At 45.0% G+C, this 16,492-nt stretch carries 3 protein-coding genes, 9 tRNA genes and 7 rRNA genes; 1 reads left to right on the top strand and 18 read right to left on the bottom strand.

The window, feature by feature from the left end; all coding sequences use genetic code 11:
• Nucleotides 1–99 precede the first annotated feature (99 nt).
• Nucleotides 100–1,473 carry a PLP-dependent aminotransferase family protein gene (locus ACF3N8_RS01280; RefSeq protein WP_009383819.1) on the top strand — a complete coding sequence of 458 codons (1,374 nt, stop codon included), beginning with the start codon at nucleotides 100–102 and terminating at the stop codon, nucleotides 1,471–1,473.
• Nucleotides 1,474–1,508: 35 nt separating this feature from the next.
• Here the strand turns inward: ACF3N8_RS01280 and ACF3N8_RS01285 are convergent, their stop codons facing one another.
• The 18 genes from ACF3N8_RS01285 to lysS form a co-directional block, all read right to left on the bottom strand.
• Nucleotides 1,509–3,431, bottom strand: a complete 1,923-nt coding sequence (locus tag ACF3N8_RS01285; RefSeq protein WP_009383818.1) for an FUSC family protein — start codon at nucleotides 3,429–3,431, stop codon at nucleotides 1,509–1,511.
• A 184-nt stretch (nucleotides 3,432–3,615) separates the two neighbouring features.
• Nucleotides 3,616–3,730, bottom strand: a 5S ribosomal RNA gene (gene rrf, locus ACF3N8_RS01290).
• A gap of 73 nt (nucleotides 3,731–3,803) precedes the next feature.
• A 23S ribosomal RNA gene (locus ACF3N8_RS01295) occupies nucleotides 3,804–6,727 on the bottom strand.
• Nucleotides 6,728–6,873: 146 nt separating this feature from the next.
• Nucleotides 6,874–6,950, bottom strand: a tRNA-Ile gene (locus ACF3N8_RS01300).
• Nucleotides 6,951–7,052: 102 nt separating this feature from the next.
• Nucleotides 7,053–8,602 (bottom strand): 16S ribosomal RNA (locus ACF3N8_RS01305).
• Nucleotides 8,603–8,828: 226 nt separating this feature from the next.
• Nucleotides 8,829–8,943 (bottom strand): 5S ribosomal RNA (gene rrf, locus ACF3N8_RS01310).
• A 73-nt stretch (nucleotides 8,944–9,016) separates the two neighbouring features.
• A 23S ribosomal RNA gene (locus ACF3N8_RS01315) occupies nucleotides 9,017–11,940 on the bottom strand.
• Between the two features lie 237 nt (nucleotides 11,941–12,177).
• Nucleotides 12,178–13,727: ribosomal RNA gene (locus tag ACF3N8_RS01320) — 16S ribosomal RNA — on the bottom strand.
• Between the two features lie 137 nt (nucleotides 13,728–13,864).
• Nucleotides 13,865–13,940 (bottom strand) — tRNA-Ala (locus tag ACF3N8_RS01325).
• A 17-nt stretch (nucleotides 13,941–13,957) separates the two neighbouring features.
• Nucleotides 13,958–14,031 (bottom strand) — tRNA-Pro (locus ACF3N8_RS01330).
• Nucleotides 14,032–14,043: 12 nt separating this feature from the next.
• Nucleotides 14,044–14,120 (bottom strand) — tRNA-Arg (locus tag ACF3N8_RS01335).
• 7 nt (nucleotides 14,121–14,127) lie between these two features.
• Nucleotides 14,128–14,216: transfer RNA gene (locus ACF3N8_RS01340), tRNA-Leu, on the bottom strand.
• Between the two features lie 8 nt (nucleotides 14,217–14,224).
• A tRNA-Gly gene (locus tag ACF3N8_RS01345) sits at nucleotides 14,225–14,299 on the bottom strand.
• A gap of 15 nt (nucleotides 14,300–14,314) precedes the next feature.
• Nucleotides 14,315–14,390, bottom strand: a tRNA-Lys gene (locus ACF3N8_RS01350).
• A 5-nt stretch (nucleotides 14,391–14,395) separates the two neighbouring features.
• Nucleotides 14,396–14,471: transfer RNA gene (locus ACF3N8_RS01355), tRNA-Thr, on the bottom strand.
• 10 nt (nucleotides 14,472–14,481) lie between these two features.
• Nucleotides 14,482–14,557 (bottom strand) — tRNA-Val (locus ACF3N8_RS01360).
• A 12-nt stretch (nucleotides 14,558–14,569) separates the two neighbouring features.
• A 5S ribosomal RNA gene (gene rrf / locus ACF3N8_RS01365) occupies nucleotides 14,570–14,684 on the bottom strand.
• Together the 16S, 23S and 5S rRNA genes with 9 tRNA genes alongside form the textbook arrangement of a ribosomal RNA operon.
• A 313-nt stretch (nucleotides 14,685–14,997) precedes the next feature.
• Nucleotides 14,998–16,485, bottom strand: coding sequence for a lysine--tRNA ligase (lysS, locus tag ACF3N8_RS01370; protein WP_238102105.1), 1,488 nt, complete (start codon nucleotides 16,483–16,485; stop codon nucleotides 14,998–15,000).
• Nucleotides 16,486–16,492: the final 7 nt, after the last annotated feature.

Here is a 16,492-nt window from a genome sequence, read left to right on the forward strand (position 1 = left end):
ACATCATTCCCCTTTTTCATTTGATTAAATTCATTCTAAGCGATAAACTGATATTTAAAAAGGTTCAATTTAAGACGAATTTAAGGGGTCAGTTATTCAATGAAGAAATCCACACCACTTTACATGCAATTATATGAGTCACTAAAGGAACAAATTATCGAAGGCCAGTATGAAAGTAACGAACGCTTCCCATCGAAAAGACAATTATCAGAGCACTTGAATTTAAGTGCAACTACAATCGAACATGCCTATCAACAATTGTTAGAAGAAGGGTTTATCTATTCTAAGCCGCGTTCAGGTTATTTTGTTTCAGAAATCGAAACGCTACCAGTCGTGAATCGTTTTAAACCAGTTATTGAAAGTAAAGAAGAAGAGAAGCCGCTATACCGATATGGCTTTTTCTTAACGGAAATCGATACATCACATTTCCCATTCGCACAGTTTAGAAAGTACGCTAAAGAGGCATTTAACGAAGATAATCGCGACCTCTTAAAAAGTGGCGCCCCACAAGGTGAAATGTATTTACGGAAGCAAATTGCACACTATTTGTTCAATAGTAGAGGTGTGAAATGTCACCCTGACCAAATCATCGTAGGGTCTTCAACGAAGCAACTCATCAATTTAATTACGGAGCTCTTGCCTAATGATAAATTTATTATCGAGCGTCCGAGCTATCCACCTGTTAAGGAAACGCTTGAACGTAAGCAAATCCCTTACCAGTCAGTCGAGGTTGCATCAGATGGCATTGAGATTAAGCCGATTAAATCTACCACACATAATGTGTTATATGTTACGCCATCACATCAATTTCCTACAGGTGCGACGATGCATATTAAGAAGCGTACACAGCTCTTAAAATGGTCACGTGAAGATGCGCATCGTTACATCATTGAAGATGATTATGATTCAGAATTTCGATACTACGGTAAGCCTTTACCGGCGCTACAAAGTTTAGACACCAGTGGCAAGGTTATCTACATCAGTACCTTCTCTAAATCGCTCTTTCCAAGTTGTCGTATCGCATATGTCGTGCTTCCTGAGGCGCTCTTGGCGCGCTATAAACAGTTGCCGTCGATTGAAAATAATTCCGTGCCGAAACATATTCAATTTATGGTGTCTGAATTTATGGCATCAGGTGGCTTTGAACGTCACTTAAATAAGATGCGTAAGATTTATAAAGAGAAACTTCAATTAATTCTCAAAGCACTAAAGCCTTATAAAGATCAGCTTAAAATAACAGGTGAACGAACAGGCATGCACTTCTTGCTTACCGTTACAAACGGGCTTTCGCTCGAGTCGTGTCTTAGTGCCGCGAAAGACCATCAACTTTACATTAAACCACTTGCGCATTATGACGCGAATTACGTAGATCAACCTGTATTTGTCATTAGTTTCGGGGGCATCCCAACCGAAGAGATTCGTGAACACGTAGACATCTTAATCAAATCTCTCACTATAAAAAAAGACAGATAACACATCATTCGCGCTATCTGTCATGTATTTTTAAGCTAGTACTTGAGTAGATTTGGATTTCGTTTATTGTTATTTTCATAGAGCTTAATTTCTTGAAGGCTCATTAAGGCTGTCTTGATATGTGCATATTTCGGTAAATCTGGTAAGTCGATAACATGACTGTGCGGCGCACCACGTTCAAAGTGCTTAGCCACATTTTCAAAAGCAAGCAAATATTGCCCCATTGCCTCATCATCAATTTCAACACTACGTTTATCAATGATCCCTTTAGCAATCGTGAAACTGATTTGTTGAAGTAAGAACATAGCTGGATAATAGTACTGTGTCTTCTTCCGATTTGAAAAGAACTCGCCTAAAGCCGTGTCATACATGAGATTCATGTTAGAAATATTTAGGTTAAGTTTGAATATATCCACGTCACGCTTCTCATCAATCGTATAAGCATTACTAGAGAATAAGTAATGGAAATAACGTGCCTCAATACGCGTTACTTCAGCAATCACTTCAGGCAATTTATAGGATGCTTCCTTTCCACCGATTATCAGAATGCAAATTAAGCTAATCACAACTCCGATAAATACATCCATTAATCTAGGAAAAGCAATTGCAATTGTTAGATGCCCTTTAGCAAGACCGGCAAGTAATAACACTTGTGTCGTAATGGATATCATTGAAAACGCATAATTTGAAGCTATGAGCGCTTCTGTAATCGCACCTGTTAATGCCATTAATAATACTAAGAATATTAATGGTGGATGGAAAATGAGAACTGATGATAAGAATAAGACACCTAAGAATGTACCAAGGCCCCTTGATAAAGCTCTTTCTAATGATGCAAAGGACGTACCACCTAGTAATACAGTGTGCACAGTTAAGGGAATCCAATAAGCACGTTCAAAATCAAAGATAAGTGCGATAAAAATCGCGATACCTAAAATCACAGTGTACTTTAATGTAGACATAAAGACCATAGATTCAGGCGATAGGTTTTGAAGTAAGCGTCTACTATATAAAGGTGTTCTAATGCTAATTTTACTGCTAATTTGAGATTTAGGGGCGTGAAGAATTTCATCTACTGAAAAGATACGGTCTACTACGCCACGGAATTTCTCGTCAACATCGACTTCTTTAGTCCATTTTTGATTGTAATTGGGATCTTCACATAGCTTACATACATGGTCTACTAATTCAACTAAGACATTAGGAATAGGTCTATGCCCTTTAGCATTCAGTTCTAAGAGTTCTGAATACAACCCTTCGGCTGCATGATGTAATAATACGAGCCTTTGGTAATCCGAAGACTTTTTCTGAAGAGACACATTCGTTGATGTAAGTAGATAAGATGAGTTTAATAATTTAGCTACAGTCTTTTTACTTTTGTTATTAAACTCAACTTGATCATTAAAGGATCCTATAAGTTCTTGTAAGGTTTTATAATCATCTATTACTGCTTGGTTTTCAGGGCGTGTCTTTTGAAGGAGTGCCTCAATAAGCACAAGAATAATACCAAGTAAGCCACCACCTAAAACAAGTCCACCTCGTAACCACCATAAGCCTGGATCGTATGGCATGACGGATGACATACCAAAAGCGATGATGAAGAATGTTGATGAAGGACCAGGTATATTTAAACAACTAAATGTATAGTAAGTGACGACCGTCAATATTAATAATACGAGACCGAATAAGAGTGGTATACCTGAGGTTAATGTCCCTAGTACCATTGATAACGTTAGTCCTAGTGTCGCGTAACTCACTGCACGTAATCGTGAACTAAACGTACCACTAAATACATAGATATGTGCGAATGTACCTATAGCTGCGAGTAAGGCTAATGGCATTTGGTTAAGGAAATAACCAATCAACATCGGTACTAACATTAATAAACCTTGCCGTATCCCTCTAGGGATATTAATTTTATCCACATTTACATAAAAGATAGACTTTAAAATTTTCACATTAGCTCACCTTATCTTTGTATTTAATCAGAAGCTCTTGCAAATATATTAAGTTATTCCCAAATCAACCATAGATGGAACACGATAAATTGTAAAGGATTTATTGGAAATAAAAAAAGAGACATAAATGTCATACATTTATGTCCTGTAAATCGGCTCATCGCATCCATATCGAATATGAATAGCTTGGCAACGTCCTACTCTTGCGGAACGTAAGTCCGACTACCATCGGCGCTAAAGAGCTTAACTTCTGTGTTCGGCATGGGAACAGGTGTGGCCTCTTTGCTATTGTCACCAAACTATAAGAATGTAACTTATACATTCAAAACTAGATAGTAAGTAAATGATAAAACCAAGACAAAACATTTAAAATTGATTAAGTCTTCGATCGATTAGTATTCGTCAGCTCCACGTATCGCTACGCTTCCACCTCGAACCTATTAACCTCATCATCTTTGAGGGATCTTATAACCGAAGTTGGGAAATCTCATCTTGAGGGGGGCTTCATGCTTAGATGCTTTCAGCACTTATCCCGTCCATACATAGCTACCCAGCTATGCCGTTGGCACGACAACTGGTACACCAGAGGTATGTCCATCCCGGTCCTCTCGTACTAAGGACAGCTCCTCTCAAATTTCCTACGCCCACGACGGATAGGGACCGAACTGTCTCACGACGTTCTGAACCCAGCTCGCGTACCGCTTTAATGGGCGAACAGCCCAACCCTTGGGACCGACTACAGCCCCAGGATGCGATGAGCCGACATCGAGGTGCCAAACCTCCCCGTCGATGTGAACTCTTGGGGGAGATAAGCCTGTTATCCCCGGGGTAGCTTTTATCCGTTGAGCGATGGCCCTTCCATGCGGAACCACCGGATCACTAAGTCCGTCTTTCGACCCTGCTCGACTTGTAGGTCTCGCAGTCAAGCTCCCTTATGCCTTTACACTCTATGAATGATTTCCAACCATTCTGAGGGAACCTTTGAGCGCCTCCGTTACACTTTGGGAGGCGACCGCCCCAGTCAAACTGCCCGCCTGACACTGTCTCCCACCATGATAAATGGTGCGGGTTAGAAAGCCAACACAGCTAGGGTAGTATCCCACCAACGCCTCCACGTAAGCTAGCGCTCACGTTTCTAAGGCTCCTACCTATCCTGTACAAGCTGTGCCGAATTTCAATATCAGGCTACAGTAAAGCTCCACGGGGTCTTTCCGTCCTGTCGCGGGTAACCTGCATCTTCACAGGTACTATGATTTCACCGAGTCTCTCGTTGAGACAGTGCCCAAATCGTTACGCCTTTCGTGCGGGTCGGAACTTACCCGACAAGGAATTTCGCTACCTTAGGACCGTTATAGTTACGGCCGCCGTTTACTGGGGCTTCGATTCGTGGCTTCGCAGAAGCTAACCACTCCTCTTAACCTTCCAGCACCGGGCAGGCGTCAGCCCCTATACATCACCTTACGGTTTAGCAGAGACCTGTGTTTTTGATAAACAGTCGCTTGGGCCTATTCACTGCGGCTCTTCCGGGCATACACCCCAAAGAGCACCCCTTCTCCCGAAGTTACGGGGTCATTTTGCCGAGTTCCTTAACGAGAGTTCGCTCGCTCACCTTAGAATTCTCATCTTGACTACCTGTGTCGGTTTGCGGTACGGGCACCAAGTATCTAGCTAGAGGCTTTTCTTGGCAGTGTGAAATCAACGACTCGAGGAAACGTATTTCCTCTCCCCATCACAGCTCAACCTTATGAGTGCCGGATTTGCCTAACACTCAGTCTTACTGCTTGGACGTGCACTCCAACAGCACGCTTCGCCTATCCTACTGCGTCCCCCCATCGCTTAAAACGATAATAGGTGGTACAGGAATATCAACCTGTTATCCATCGCCTACGCCTGTCGGCCTCAGCTTAGGACCCGACTAACCCAGAGCGGACGAGCCTTCCTCTGGAAACCTTAGTCAATCGGTGGACGGGATTCTCACCCGTCTTTCGCTACTCACACCGGCATTCTCACTTCTAAGCGCTCCACATGTCCTTGCGATCATGCTTCACCGCCCTTAGAACGCTCTCCTACCATTGTCCGAAGGACAATCCACAGCTTCGGTAATATGTTTAGCCCCGGTACATTTTCGGCGCAGTGTCACTCGACTAGTGAGCTATTACGCACTCTTTAAATGATGGCTGCTTCTAAGCCAACATCCTAGTTGTCTGGGCAACGCCACATCCTTTTCCACTTAACATATATTTTGGGACCTTAGCTGGTGGTCTGGGCTCTTTCCCTTTCGAACATGGACCTTATCACCCACGTTCTGACTCCCAAGTTAAATTATTTGGCATTCGGAGTTTGTCTGAATTCGGTAACCCGAGAGGGGCCCCTCGTCCAAACAGTGCTCTACCTCCAATAATCATCACTTGAGGCTAGCCCTAAAGCTATTTCGGAGAGAACCAGCTATCTCCAAGTTCGATTGGAATTTCTCCGCTACCCACAGCTCATCCGCTCACTTTTCAACGTAAGTCGGTTCGGCCCTCCATTCAGTGTTACCTGAACTTCAGCCTGGCCATGGGTAGATCACCTGGTTTCGGGTCTACGACCAAATACTATCTCGCCCTATTCAGACTCGCTTTCGCTACGGCTCCACATTTGCTGCTTAACCTTGCATCAGATCGTAACTCGCCGGTTCATTCTACAAAAGGCACGCCATCACCCATTAACGGGCTCTGACTATTTGTAAGCACACGGTTTCAAGTTCTCTTTCACTCCCCTTCCGGGGTACTTTTCACCTTTCCCTCACGGTACTGGTTCACTATCGGTCACTAGAGAGTATTTAGCCTTAGGAGATGGTCCTCCTAGATTCCGACGGAATTTCACGTGCTCCGTCGTACTCAGGATCCACTCAAGAGAGAAAACATTTTCGACTACAGGATTATTACCTTCTTTGATTCATCTTTCCAGATGATTCGTCTAACATTTTCCTTTGTAACTCCGTATAGAGTGTCCTACAACCCCAATAGGCAAGCCTATTGGTTTGGGCTCTTCCCGTTTCGCTCGCCGCTACTCAGGGAATCGATTTTTCTTTCTCTTCCTCCGGGTACTAAGATGTTTCAGTTCTCCGGGTCTGCCTTCTGACATGCTATGAATTCACATGTCGATAACACAACATAACTTGTGCTGGGTTCCCCCATTCGGAAATCTCTGGATCACAGCTTACTTACAGCTCCCCAAAGCATATCGTCGTTAGTAACGTCCTTCATCGGCTTCTAGTGCCAAGGCATCCACCGTGCGCCCTTAATAACTTAATCTGTTATTAATCATGTGTGTTACTGACCATCGGTCAATAACTAGCGATTATTTTTTGAATTCAAGCTTAATTAAACTCTTATTCACTCGGTTTTGCTTGGTAAAATCTATTTTACTTACTTATCTAGTTTTCAATGTACAAATAAAATGGTGGGCCTAAGTGGACTCGAACCACCGACCTCACGCTTATCAGGCGTGCGCTCTAACCAGCTGAGCTATAGGCCCCTCATCGTTTGAATGCTATAAACATTCAAAACTGAATACAATATGTCACGCTTTCTTGTTTATATTTCAACTTCTTAAGAAGTTGTTCCGTTATATCCTTAGAAAGGAGGTGATCCAGCCGCACCTTCCGATACGGCTACCTTGTTACGACTTCACCCCAATCATTTGTCCCACCTTCGACGGCTAGCTCCAAAGGTTACTCCACCGGCTTCGGGTGTTACAAACTCTCGTGGTGTGACGGGCGGTGTGTACAAGACCCGGGAACGTATTCACCGTAGCATGCTGATCTACGATTACTAGCGATTCCAGCTTCATGTAGTCGAGTTGCAGACTACAATCCGAACTGAGAACGGCTTTATGGGATTTGCTTGACCTCGCGGTTTAGCGACCCTTTGTACCGTCCATTGTAGCACGTGTGTAGCCCAAATCATAAGGGGCATGATGATTTGACGTCATCCCCACCTTCCTCCGGTTTGTCACCGGCAGTCAACTTAGAGTGCCCAACTTAATGATGGCAACTAAGCTTAAGGGTTGCGCTCGTTGCGGGACTTAACCCAACATCTCACGACACGAGCTGACGACAACCATGCACCACCTGTCACTTTGTCCCCCGAAGGGGAAAACTCTATCTCTAGAGCGGTCAAAGGATGTCAAGATTTGGTAAGGTTCTTCGCGTTGCTTCGAATTAAACCACATGCTCCACCGCTTGTGCGGGTCCCCGTCAATTCCTTTGAGTTTCAATCTTGCGATCGTACTCCCCAGGCGGAGTGCTTAATGCGTTAGCTGCAGCACTAAGGGGCGGAAACCCCCTAACACTTAGCACTCATCGTTTACGGCGTGGACTACCAGGGTATCTAATCCTGTTTGATCCCCACGCTTTCGCACATCAGCGTCAGTTACAGACCAGAAAGTCGCCTTCGCCACTGGTGTTCCTCCATATCTCTGCGCATTTCACCGCTACACATGGAATTCCACTTTCCTCTTCTGCACTCAAGTTCCCCAGTTTCCAATGACCATCCACGGTTGAGCCGTGGGCTTTCACATCAGACTTAAGAAACCGCCTACGCGCGCTTTACGCCCAATAATTCCGGATAACGCTTGCCACCTACGTATTACCGCGGCTGCTGGCACGTAGTTAGCCGTGGCTTTCTGATTAGGTACCGTCAAGGTGCGCATAGTTACCTACGCACTTGTTCTTCCCTAATAACAGAGCTTTACGATCCGAAAACCTTCATCACTCACGCGGCGTTGCTCCGTCAGACTTTCGTCCATTGCGGAAGATTCCCTACTGCTGCCTCCCGTAGGAGTCTGGACCGTGTCTCAGTTCCAGTGTGGCCGATCACCCTCTCAGGTCGGCTACGTATCGTCGCCTTGGTAAGCCATTACCTTACCAACTAGCTAATACGGCGCAGGTCCATCTATAAGTGACAGCAAAACCGCCTTTCAATGTTGAACCATGCGGTTCAACATGTTATCCGGCATTAGCCCCGGTTTCCCGGAGTTATTCCAGTCTTATAGGTAGGTTACCCACGTGTTACTCACCCGTCCGCCGCTAACGTCAAAGGAGCAAGCTCCTCGTCAGTTCGCTCGACTTGCATGTATTAGGCACGCCGCCAGCGTTCATCCTGAGCCAGGATCAAACTCTCCATAAAAATGTTTGTTTGATTGACTCTAAAATTTAAGCAATTGATTGCTTGGTTTGTTGTGCGACTGACTGTCACAACAACGTTTATCAAGAATTAACGTTGACATATTGTCATTCAGTTTTCAATGTTCATTTTTTAACTCGACAAGAATTAATTATACATAAGTTAAATTAAAAAGTCAAGTAATATTAAAACTTTCATAAAAAAAGACCTAAAGGTCTATTTGAAAGTAGCTTGGCAACGTCCTACTCTTGCGGAACGTAAGTCCGACTACCATCGGCGCTAAAGAGCTTAACTTCTGTGTTCGGCATGGGAACAGGTGTGGCCTCTTTGCTATTGTCACCAAACTATAAGAATGTAACTTATACATTCAAAACTAGATAGTAAGTAAATGATAAAACCAAGACAAAACATTTAAAATTGATTAAGTCTTCGATCGATTAGTATTCGTCAGCTCCACGTATCGCTACGCTTCCACCTCGAACCTATTAACCTCATCATCTTTGAGGGATCTTATAACCGAAGTTGGGAAATCTCATCTTGAGGGGGGCTTCATGCTTAGATGCTTTCAGCACTTATCCCGTCCATACATAGCTACCCAGCTATGCCGTTGGCACGACAACTGGTACACCAGAGGTATGTCCATCCCGGTCCTCTCGTACTAAGGACAGCTCCTCTCAAATTTCCTACGCCCACGACGGATAGGGACCGAACTGTCTCACGACGTTCTGAACCCAGCTCGCGTACCGCTTTAATGGGCGAACAGCCCAACCCTTGGGACCGACTACAGCCCCAGGATGCGATGAGCCGACATCGAGGTGCCAAACCTCCCCGTCGATGTGAACTCTTGGGGGAGATAAGCCTGTTATCCCCGGGGTAGCTTTTATCCGTTGAGCGATGGCCCTTCCATGCGGAACCACCGGATCACTAAGTCCGTCTTTCGACCCTGCTCGACTTGTAGGTCTCGCAGTCAAGCTCCCTTATGCCTTTACACTCTATGAATGATTTCCAACCATTCTGAGGGAACCTTTGAGCGCCTCCGTTACACTTTGGGAGGCGACCGCCCCAGTCAAACTGCCCGCCTGACACTGTCTCCCACCATGATAAATGGTGCGGGTTAGAAAGCCAACACAGCTAGGGTAGTATCCCACCAACGCCTCCACGTAAGCTAGCGCTCACGTTTCTAAGGCTCCTACCTATCCTGTACAAGCTGTGCCGAATTTCAATATCAGGCTACAGTAAAGCTCCACGGGGTCTTTCCGTCCTGTCGCGGGTAACCTGCATCTTCACAGGTACTATGATTTCACCGAGTCTCTCGTTGAGACAGTGCCCAAATCGTTACGCCTTTCGTGCGGGTCGGAACTTACCCGACAAGGAATTTCGCTACCTTAGGACCGTTATAGTTACGGCCGCCGTTTACTGGGGCTTCGATTCGTGGCTTCGCAGAAGCTAACCACTCCTCTTAACCTTCCAGCACCGGGCAGGCGTCAGCCCCTATACATCACCTTACGGTTTAGCAGAGACCTGTGTTTTTGATAAACAGTCGCTTGGGCCTATTCACTGCGGCTCTTCCGGGCATACACCCCAAAGAGCACCCCTTCTCCCGAAGTTACGGGGTCATTTTGCCGAGTTCCTTAACGAGAGTTCGCTCGCTCACCTTAGAATTCTCATCTTGACTACCTGTGTCGGTTTGCGGTACGGGCACCAAGTATCTAGCTAGAGGCTTTTCTTGGCAGTGTGAAATCAACGACTCGAGGAAACGTATTTCCTCTCCCCATCACAGCTCAACCTTATGAGTGCCGGATTTGCCTAACACTCAGTCTTACTGCTTGGACGTGCACTCCAACAGCACGCTTCGCCTATCCTACTGCGTCCCCCCATCGCTTAAAACGATAATAGGTGGTACAGGAATATCAACCTGTTATCCATCGCCTACGCCTGTCGGCCTCAGCTTAGGACCCGACTAACCCAGAGCGGACGAGCCTTCCTCTGGAAACCTTAGTCAATCGGTGGACGGGATTCTCACCCGTCTTTCGCTACTCACACCGGCATTCTCACTTCTAAGCGCTCCACATGTCCTTGCGATCATGCTTCACCGCCCTTAGAACGCTCTCCTACCATTGTCCGAAGGACAATCCACAGCTTCGGTAATATGTTTAGCCCCGGTACATTTTCGGCGCAGTGTCACTCGACTAGTGAGCTATTACGCACTCTTTAAATGATGGCTGCTTCTAAGCCAACATCCTAGTTGTCTGGGCAACGCCACATCCTTTTCCACTTAACATATATTTTGGGACCTTAGCTGGTGGTCTGGGCTCTTTCCCTTTCGAACATGGACCTTATCACCCACGTTCTGACTCCCAAGTTAAATTATTTGGCATTCGGAGTTTGTCTGAATTCGGTAACCCGAGAGGGGCCCCTCGTCCAAACAGTGCTCTACCTCCAATAATCATCACTTGAGGCTAGCCCTAAAGCTATTTCGGAGAGAACCAGCTATCTCCAAGTTCGATTGGAATTTCTCCGCTACCCACAGCTCATCCGCTCACTTTTCAACGTAAGTCGGTTCGGCCCTCCATTCAGTGTTACCTGAACTTCAGCCTGGCCATGGGTAGATCACCTGGTTTCGGGTCTACGACCAAATACTATCTCGCCCTATTCAGACTCGCTTTCGCTACGGCTCCACATTTGCTGCTTAACCTTGCATCAGATCGTAACTCGCCGGTTCATTCTACAAAAGGCACGCCATCACCCATTAACGGGCTCTGACTATTTGTAAGCACACGGTTTCAAGTTCTCTTTCACTCCCCTTCCGGGGTACTTTTCACCTTTCCCTCACGGTACTGGTTCACTATCGGTCACTAGAGAGTATTTAGCCTTAGGAGATGGTCCTCCTAGATTCCGACGGAATTTCACGTGCTCCGTCGTACTCAGGATCCACTCAAGAGAGAAAACATTTTCGACTACAGGATTATTACCTTCTTTGATTCATCTTTCCAGATGATTCGTCTAACATTTTCCTTTGTAACTCCGTATAGAGTGTCCTACAACCCCAATAGGCAAGCCTATTGGTTTGGGCTCTTCCCGTTTCGCTCGCCGCTACTCAGGGAATCGATTTTTCTTTCTCTTCCTCCGGGTACTAAGATGTTTCAGTTCTCCGGGTCTGCCTTCTGACATGCTATGAATTCACATGTCGATAACACAACATAACTTGTGCTGGGTTCCCCCATTCGGAAATCTCTGGATCACAGCTTACTTACAGCTCCCCAAAGCATATCGTCGTTAGTAACGTCCTTCATCGGCTTCTAGTGCCAAGGCATCCACCGTGCGCCCTTAATAACTTAATCTGTTATTAATCATGTGTGTTACTGACCATCGGTCAATAACTAGCGATTATTTTTTGAATTCAAGCTTAATTAAACTCTTATTCACTCGGTTTTGCTTGGTAAAATCTATTTTACTTACTTATCTAGTTTTCAATGTACAACTTGAATGTTCTAAAAACATTCAAAACTGAATACAATATGTCACGCTTTCTTGTTTATATTTCAACTTCTTAAGAAGTTGTTCCGTTATATCCTTAGAAAGGAGGTGATCCAGCCGCACCTTCCGATACGGCTACCTTGTTACGACTTCACCCCAATCATTTGTCCCACCTTCGACGGCTAGCTCCAAAGGTTACTCCACCGGCTTCGGGTGTTACAAACTCTCGTGGTGTGACGGGCGGTGTGTACAAGACCCGGGAACGTATTCACCGTAGCATGCTGATCTACGATTACTAGCGATTCCAGCTTCATGTAGTCGAGTTGCAGACTACAATCCGAACTGAGAACGGCTTTATGGGATTTGCTTGACCTCGCGGTTTAGCGACCCTTTGTACCGTCCATTGTAGCACGTGTGTAGCCCAAATCATAAGGGGCATGATGATTTGACGTCATCCCCACCTTCCTCCGGTTTGTCACCGGCAGTCAACTTAGAGTGCCCAACTTAATGATGGCAACTAAGCTTAAGGGTTGCGCTCGTTGCGGGACTTAACCCAACATCTCACGACACGAGCTGACGACAACCATGCACCACCTGTCACTTTGTCCCCCGAAGGGGAAAACTCTATCTCTAGAGCGGTCAAAGGATGTCAAGATTTGGTAAGGTTCTTCGCGTTGCTTCGAATTAAACCACATGCTCCACCGCTTGTGCGGGTCCCCGTCAATTCCTTTGAGTTTCAATCTTGCGATCGTACTCCCCAGGCGGAGTGCTTAATGCGTTAGCTGCAGCACTAAGGGGCGGAAACCCCCTAACACTTAGCACTCATCGTTTACGGCGTGGACTACCAGGGTATCTAATCCTGTTTGATCCCCACGCTTTCGCACATCAGCGTCAGTTACAGACCAGAAAGTCGCCTTCGCCACTGGTGTTCCTCCATATCTCTGCGCATTTCACCGCTACACATGGAATTCCACTTTCCTCTTCTGCACTCAAGTTCCCCAGTTTCCAATGACCATCCACGGTTGAGCCGTGGGCTTTCACATCAGACTTAAGAAACCGCCTACGCGCGCTTTACGCCCAATAATTCCGGATAACGCTTGCCACCTACGTATTACCGCGGCTGCTGGCACGTAGTTAGCCGTGGCTTTCTGATTAGGTACCGTCAAGGTGCGCATAGTTACCTACGCACTTGTTCTTCCCTAATAACAGAGCTTTACGATCCGAAAACCTTCATCACTCACGCGGCGTTGCTCCGTCAGACTTTCGTCCATTGCGGAAGATTCCCTACTGCTGCCTCCCGTAGGAGTCTGGACCGTGTCTCAGTTCCAGTGTGGCCGATCACCCTCTCAGGTCGGCTACGTATCGTCGCCTTGGTAAGCCATTACCTTACCAACTAGCTAATACGGCGCAGGTCCATCTATAAGTGACAGCAAAACCGCCTTTCAATGTTGAACCATGCGGTTCAACATGTTATCCGGCATTAGCCCCGGTTTCCCGGAGTTATTCCAGTCTTATAGGTAGGTTACCCACGTGTTACTCACCCGTCCGCCGCTAACGTCAAAGGAGCAAGCTCCTCGTCAGTTCGCTCGACTTGCATGTATTAGGCACGCCGCCAGCGTTCATCCTGAGCCAGGATCAAACTCTCCATAAAAATGTTTGTTTGATTGACTCTAAAATTTAAGCAATTGATTGCTTGGTTTGTTGTGCGACTGACTGTCACAACAACGTTTATCAAGAATTAACATTGACATATTGTCATTCAGTTTTCAATGTTCTTATAAATAATAATGGTGGAGAATAGCGGGTTCGAACCGCTGACCTCCTGCGTGCAAAGCAGGCGCTCTCCCAGCTGAGCTAATCCCCCATTGTTTTGAAAAAGAGTCGGGAAGACAGGATTCGAACCTGCGACCCCTTGGTCCCAAACCAAGTGCTCTACCAAGCTGAGCTACTTCCCGTAAATATTAAAATGGCGCGCCCGATAGGAGTCGAACCCATAGCCTTTTGATCCGTAGTCAAACGCTCTATCCAGTTGAGCTACGGGCGCAAAATAATGGTGCCGAGGACCGGAATCGAACCGGTACGGTAATCTCTTACCGCAGGATTTTAAGTCCTGTGCGTCTGCCAGTTCCGCCACCCCGGCAAAAATAATGGAGCAGAAGACGGGATTCGAACCCGCGACCCCAACCTTGGCAAGGTTGTATTCTACCGCTGAACTACTTCTGCTCAATAATATTCAAATGGTGAGCCATAGAGGATTCGAACCTCTGACCCTCTGATTAAAAGTCAGATGCTCTACCAACTGAGCTAATGGCTCAAAGATGGTGCCGGCCAGAGGACTTGAACCCCCAACCTACTGATTACAAGTCAGTTGCTCTACCAGTTGAGCTAGGCCGGCTAGTTTTAAATGGTGGAGAATGACGGGTTCGAACCGCCGACCCCCTGCTTGTAAGGCAGATGCTCTCCCAGCTGAGCTAATTCTCCATCTATAATATTGCCTGGCAACGTCCTACTCTTGCGGAACGTAAGTCCGACTACCATCGGCGCTAAAGAACTTAACTTCTGTGTTCGGCATGGGAACAGGTGTGACCTCTTTGCTATTGTCACCAGACAATTAATTAACTTACTTTTAATATGATAACTGTTTTGTTAAGTGATTTCAATAGTTAATTTTACACTTTATTAAAGTTTTTTACGAAGTGTTTACTTAACGTTTACGTCGTTTATCGGCGACTTTTATATAGTAATAAATTTCAAGGGAAAAGTCAACATATTTACCAAACTTTTTTAAACTTTTTCGAGATAATTAAGTATAACCCTTTCAGATGTTGAATTTAATAGGCTTTTCAAAAATAAAAAAACTAGATAGTAGTGTGATGTGCTACTACCTAGTTCATGTATTCTACTGTTTACATTTAAGCAGATTACTTCTGTCTCATGTAAGGGAATAATAGAACGTCTCTGATAGATGGTGAATCAGTTAGTAACATAACTAAGCGGTCAATACCGATACCTAAACCACCTGTTGGCGGCATACCGTATTCTAATGCTTCGATAAAGTCATGATCCATTTCATGCGCTTCATCATTACCTTGTTCACGTTCAACGATTTGTGCTTCAAAACGTTCTCTTTGGTCGATAGGGTCGTTTAACTCTGTAAATGCGTTCGCATGCTCACGACCTACGATAAATAACTCGAATCTGTCTGTGAAACGAGGGTCTTCAGCGTTTTTCTTTGCTAAAGGAGAAATTTCAATTGGATGTCCGTAAATGAATGTTGGTTGAATAAGTGTTTCTTCTACTTTTTGCTCGAAGAATTCATTTAATACATGGCCGTATTTCATATGTGATTCAATTTCAATGCCATGCTCTTTAGCTAATGCTTGTGCTTCTTCATCTGTCTTAACGTCATAGAAGTTAACACCAGTCGCCTCTTTAACGGCATCTACAATGTGTAGACGTCTCCATTTAGGTTCTAGATCGATTGTTTCTTCGCCATATTGTACTTTAGTTGTGCCTAGTACTTTTTGAGCTACGTGCGCAACAAGTTCTTCCGTTAAATTCATAATGTCATCATAATCCGCATAAGCTTCATATAATTCAATCATTGTGAATTCAGGGTTGTGACGCGTAGATACACCTTCGTTACGGAATACGCGACCAATTTCATAAACTTTTTCAAGGCCACCCACAATTAAACGTTTAAGGTGTAATTCGATAGCTATACGCATGTAAAGCGTTGCATCTAAAGCGTTGTGGTGTGTAACGAATGGGCGTGCAGCAGCACCACCTGCGATTTGATGCATCATAGGCGTTTCCACTTCTAAAAAGCCCTTTTCATTAAGATAGCTACGCATTTCATGAAGGATTTTACTTCTGTTGATGAATGTCTCAGTACTTTCTTCATTCGTGATTAAATCTAAGTAACGTTGACGGTAACGTTGTTCAATGTCTTGAAGACCGTGGAATTTATCTGGTAAAGGGCGTAATGCTTTTGATAAAAGTGTGAATGATTTCGCTTTAACAGAAATTTCACCTGTATTTGTCTTAAACATAACGCCATCGATACCTACGATGTCACCTAGATCGGCACCTTTCCAAATTTCAAACTGTTCATCGCCAACTTGGTCTTTACGTACATAAATTTGTAGTTGACCCGTTAAGTCTTTAACGTGCGCGAAACCAGCTTTACCTTTACCACGCTTAGTCATTAAACGTCCAGCAAAAGACACATGGCTTTCGTCTTCTTTTTCTTTTAACTCATCTTTTGAGAATGTATCCCATTCTGCTTTTAAATCACTTGCATATGATGAACGTTCAAAGCGCTCACCAAAAGGATCGATACCTTGTTCACGTAACTCATCTAATTTTTGACGACGGACCTGCATTTGGTCATTCATTTCTTCAGACATATTATAC

This window comes from Staphylococcus massiliensis, from assembly GCF_043186315.1.
In the GTDB taxonomy this organism is placed as follows: domain Bacteria; phylum Bacillota; class Bacilli; order Staphylococcales; family Staphylococcaceae; genus Staphylococcus; species Staphylococcus massiliensis.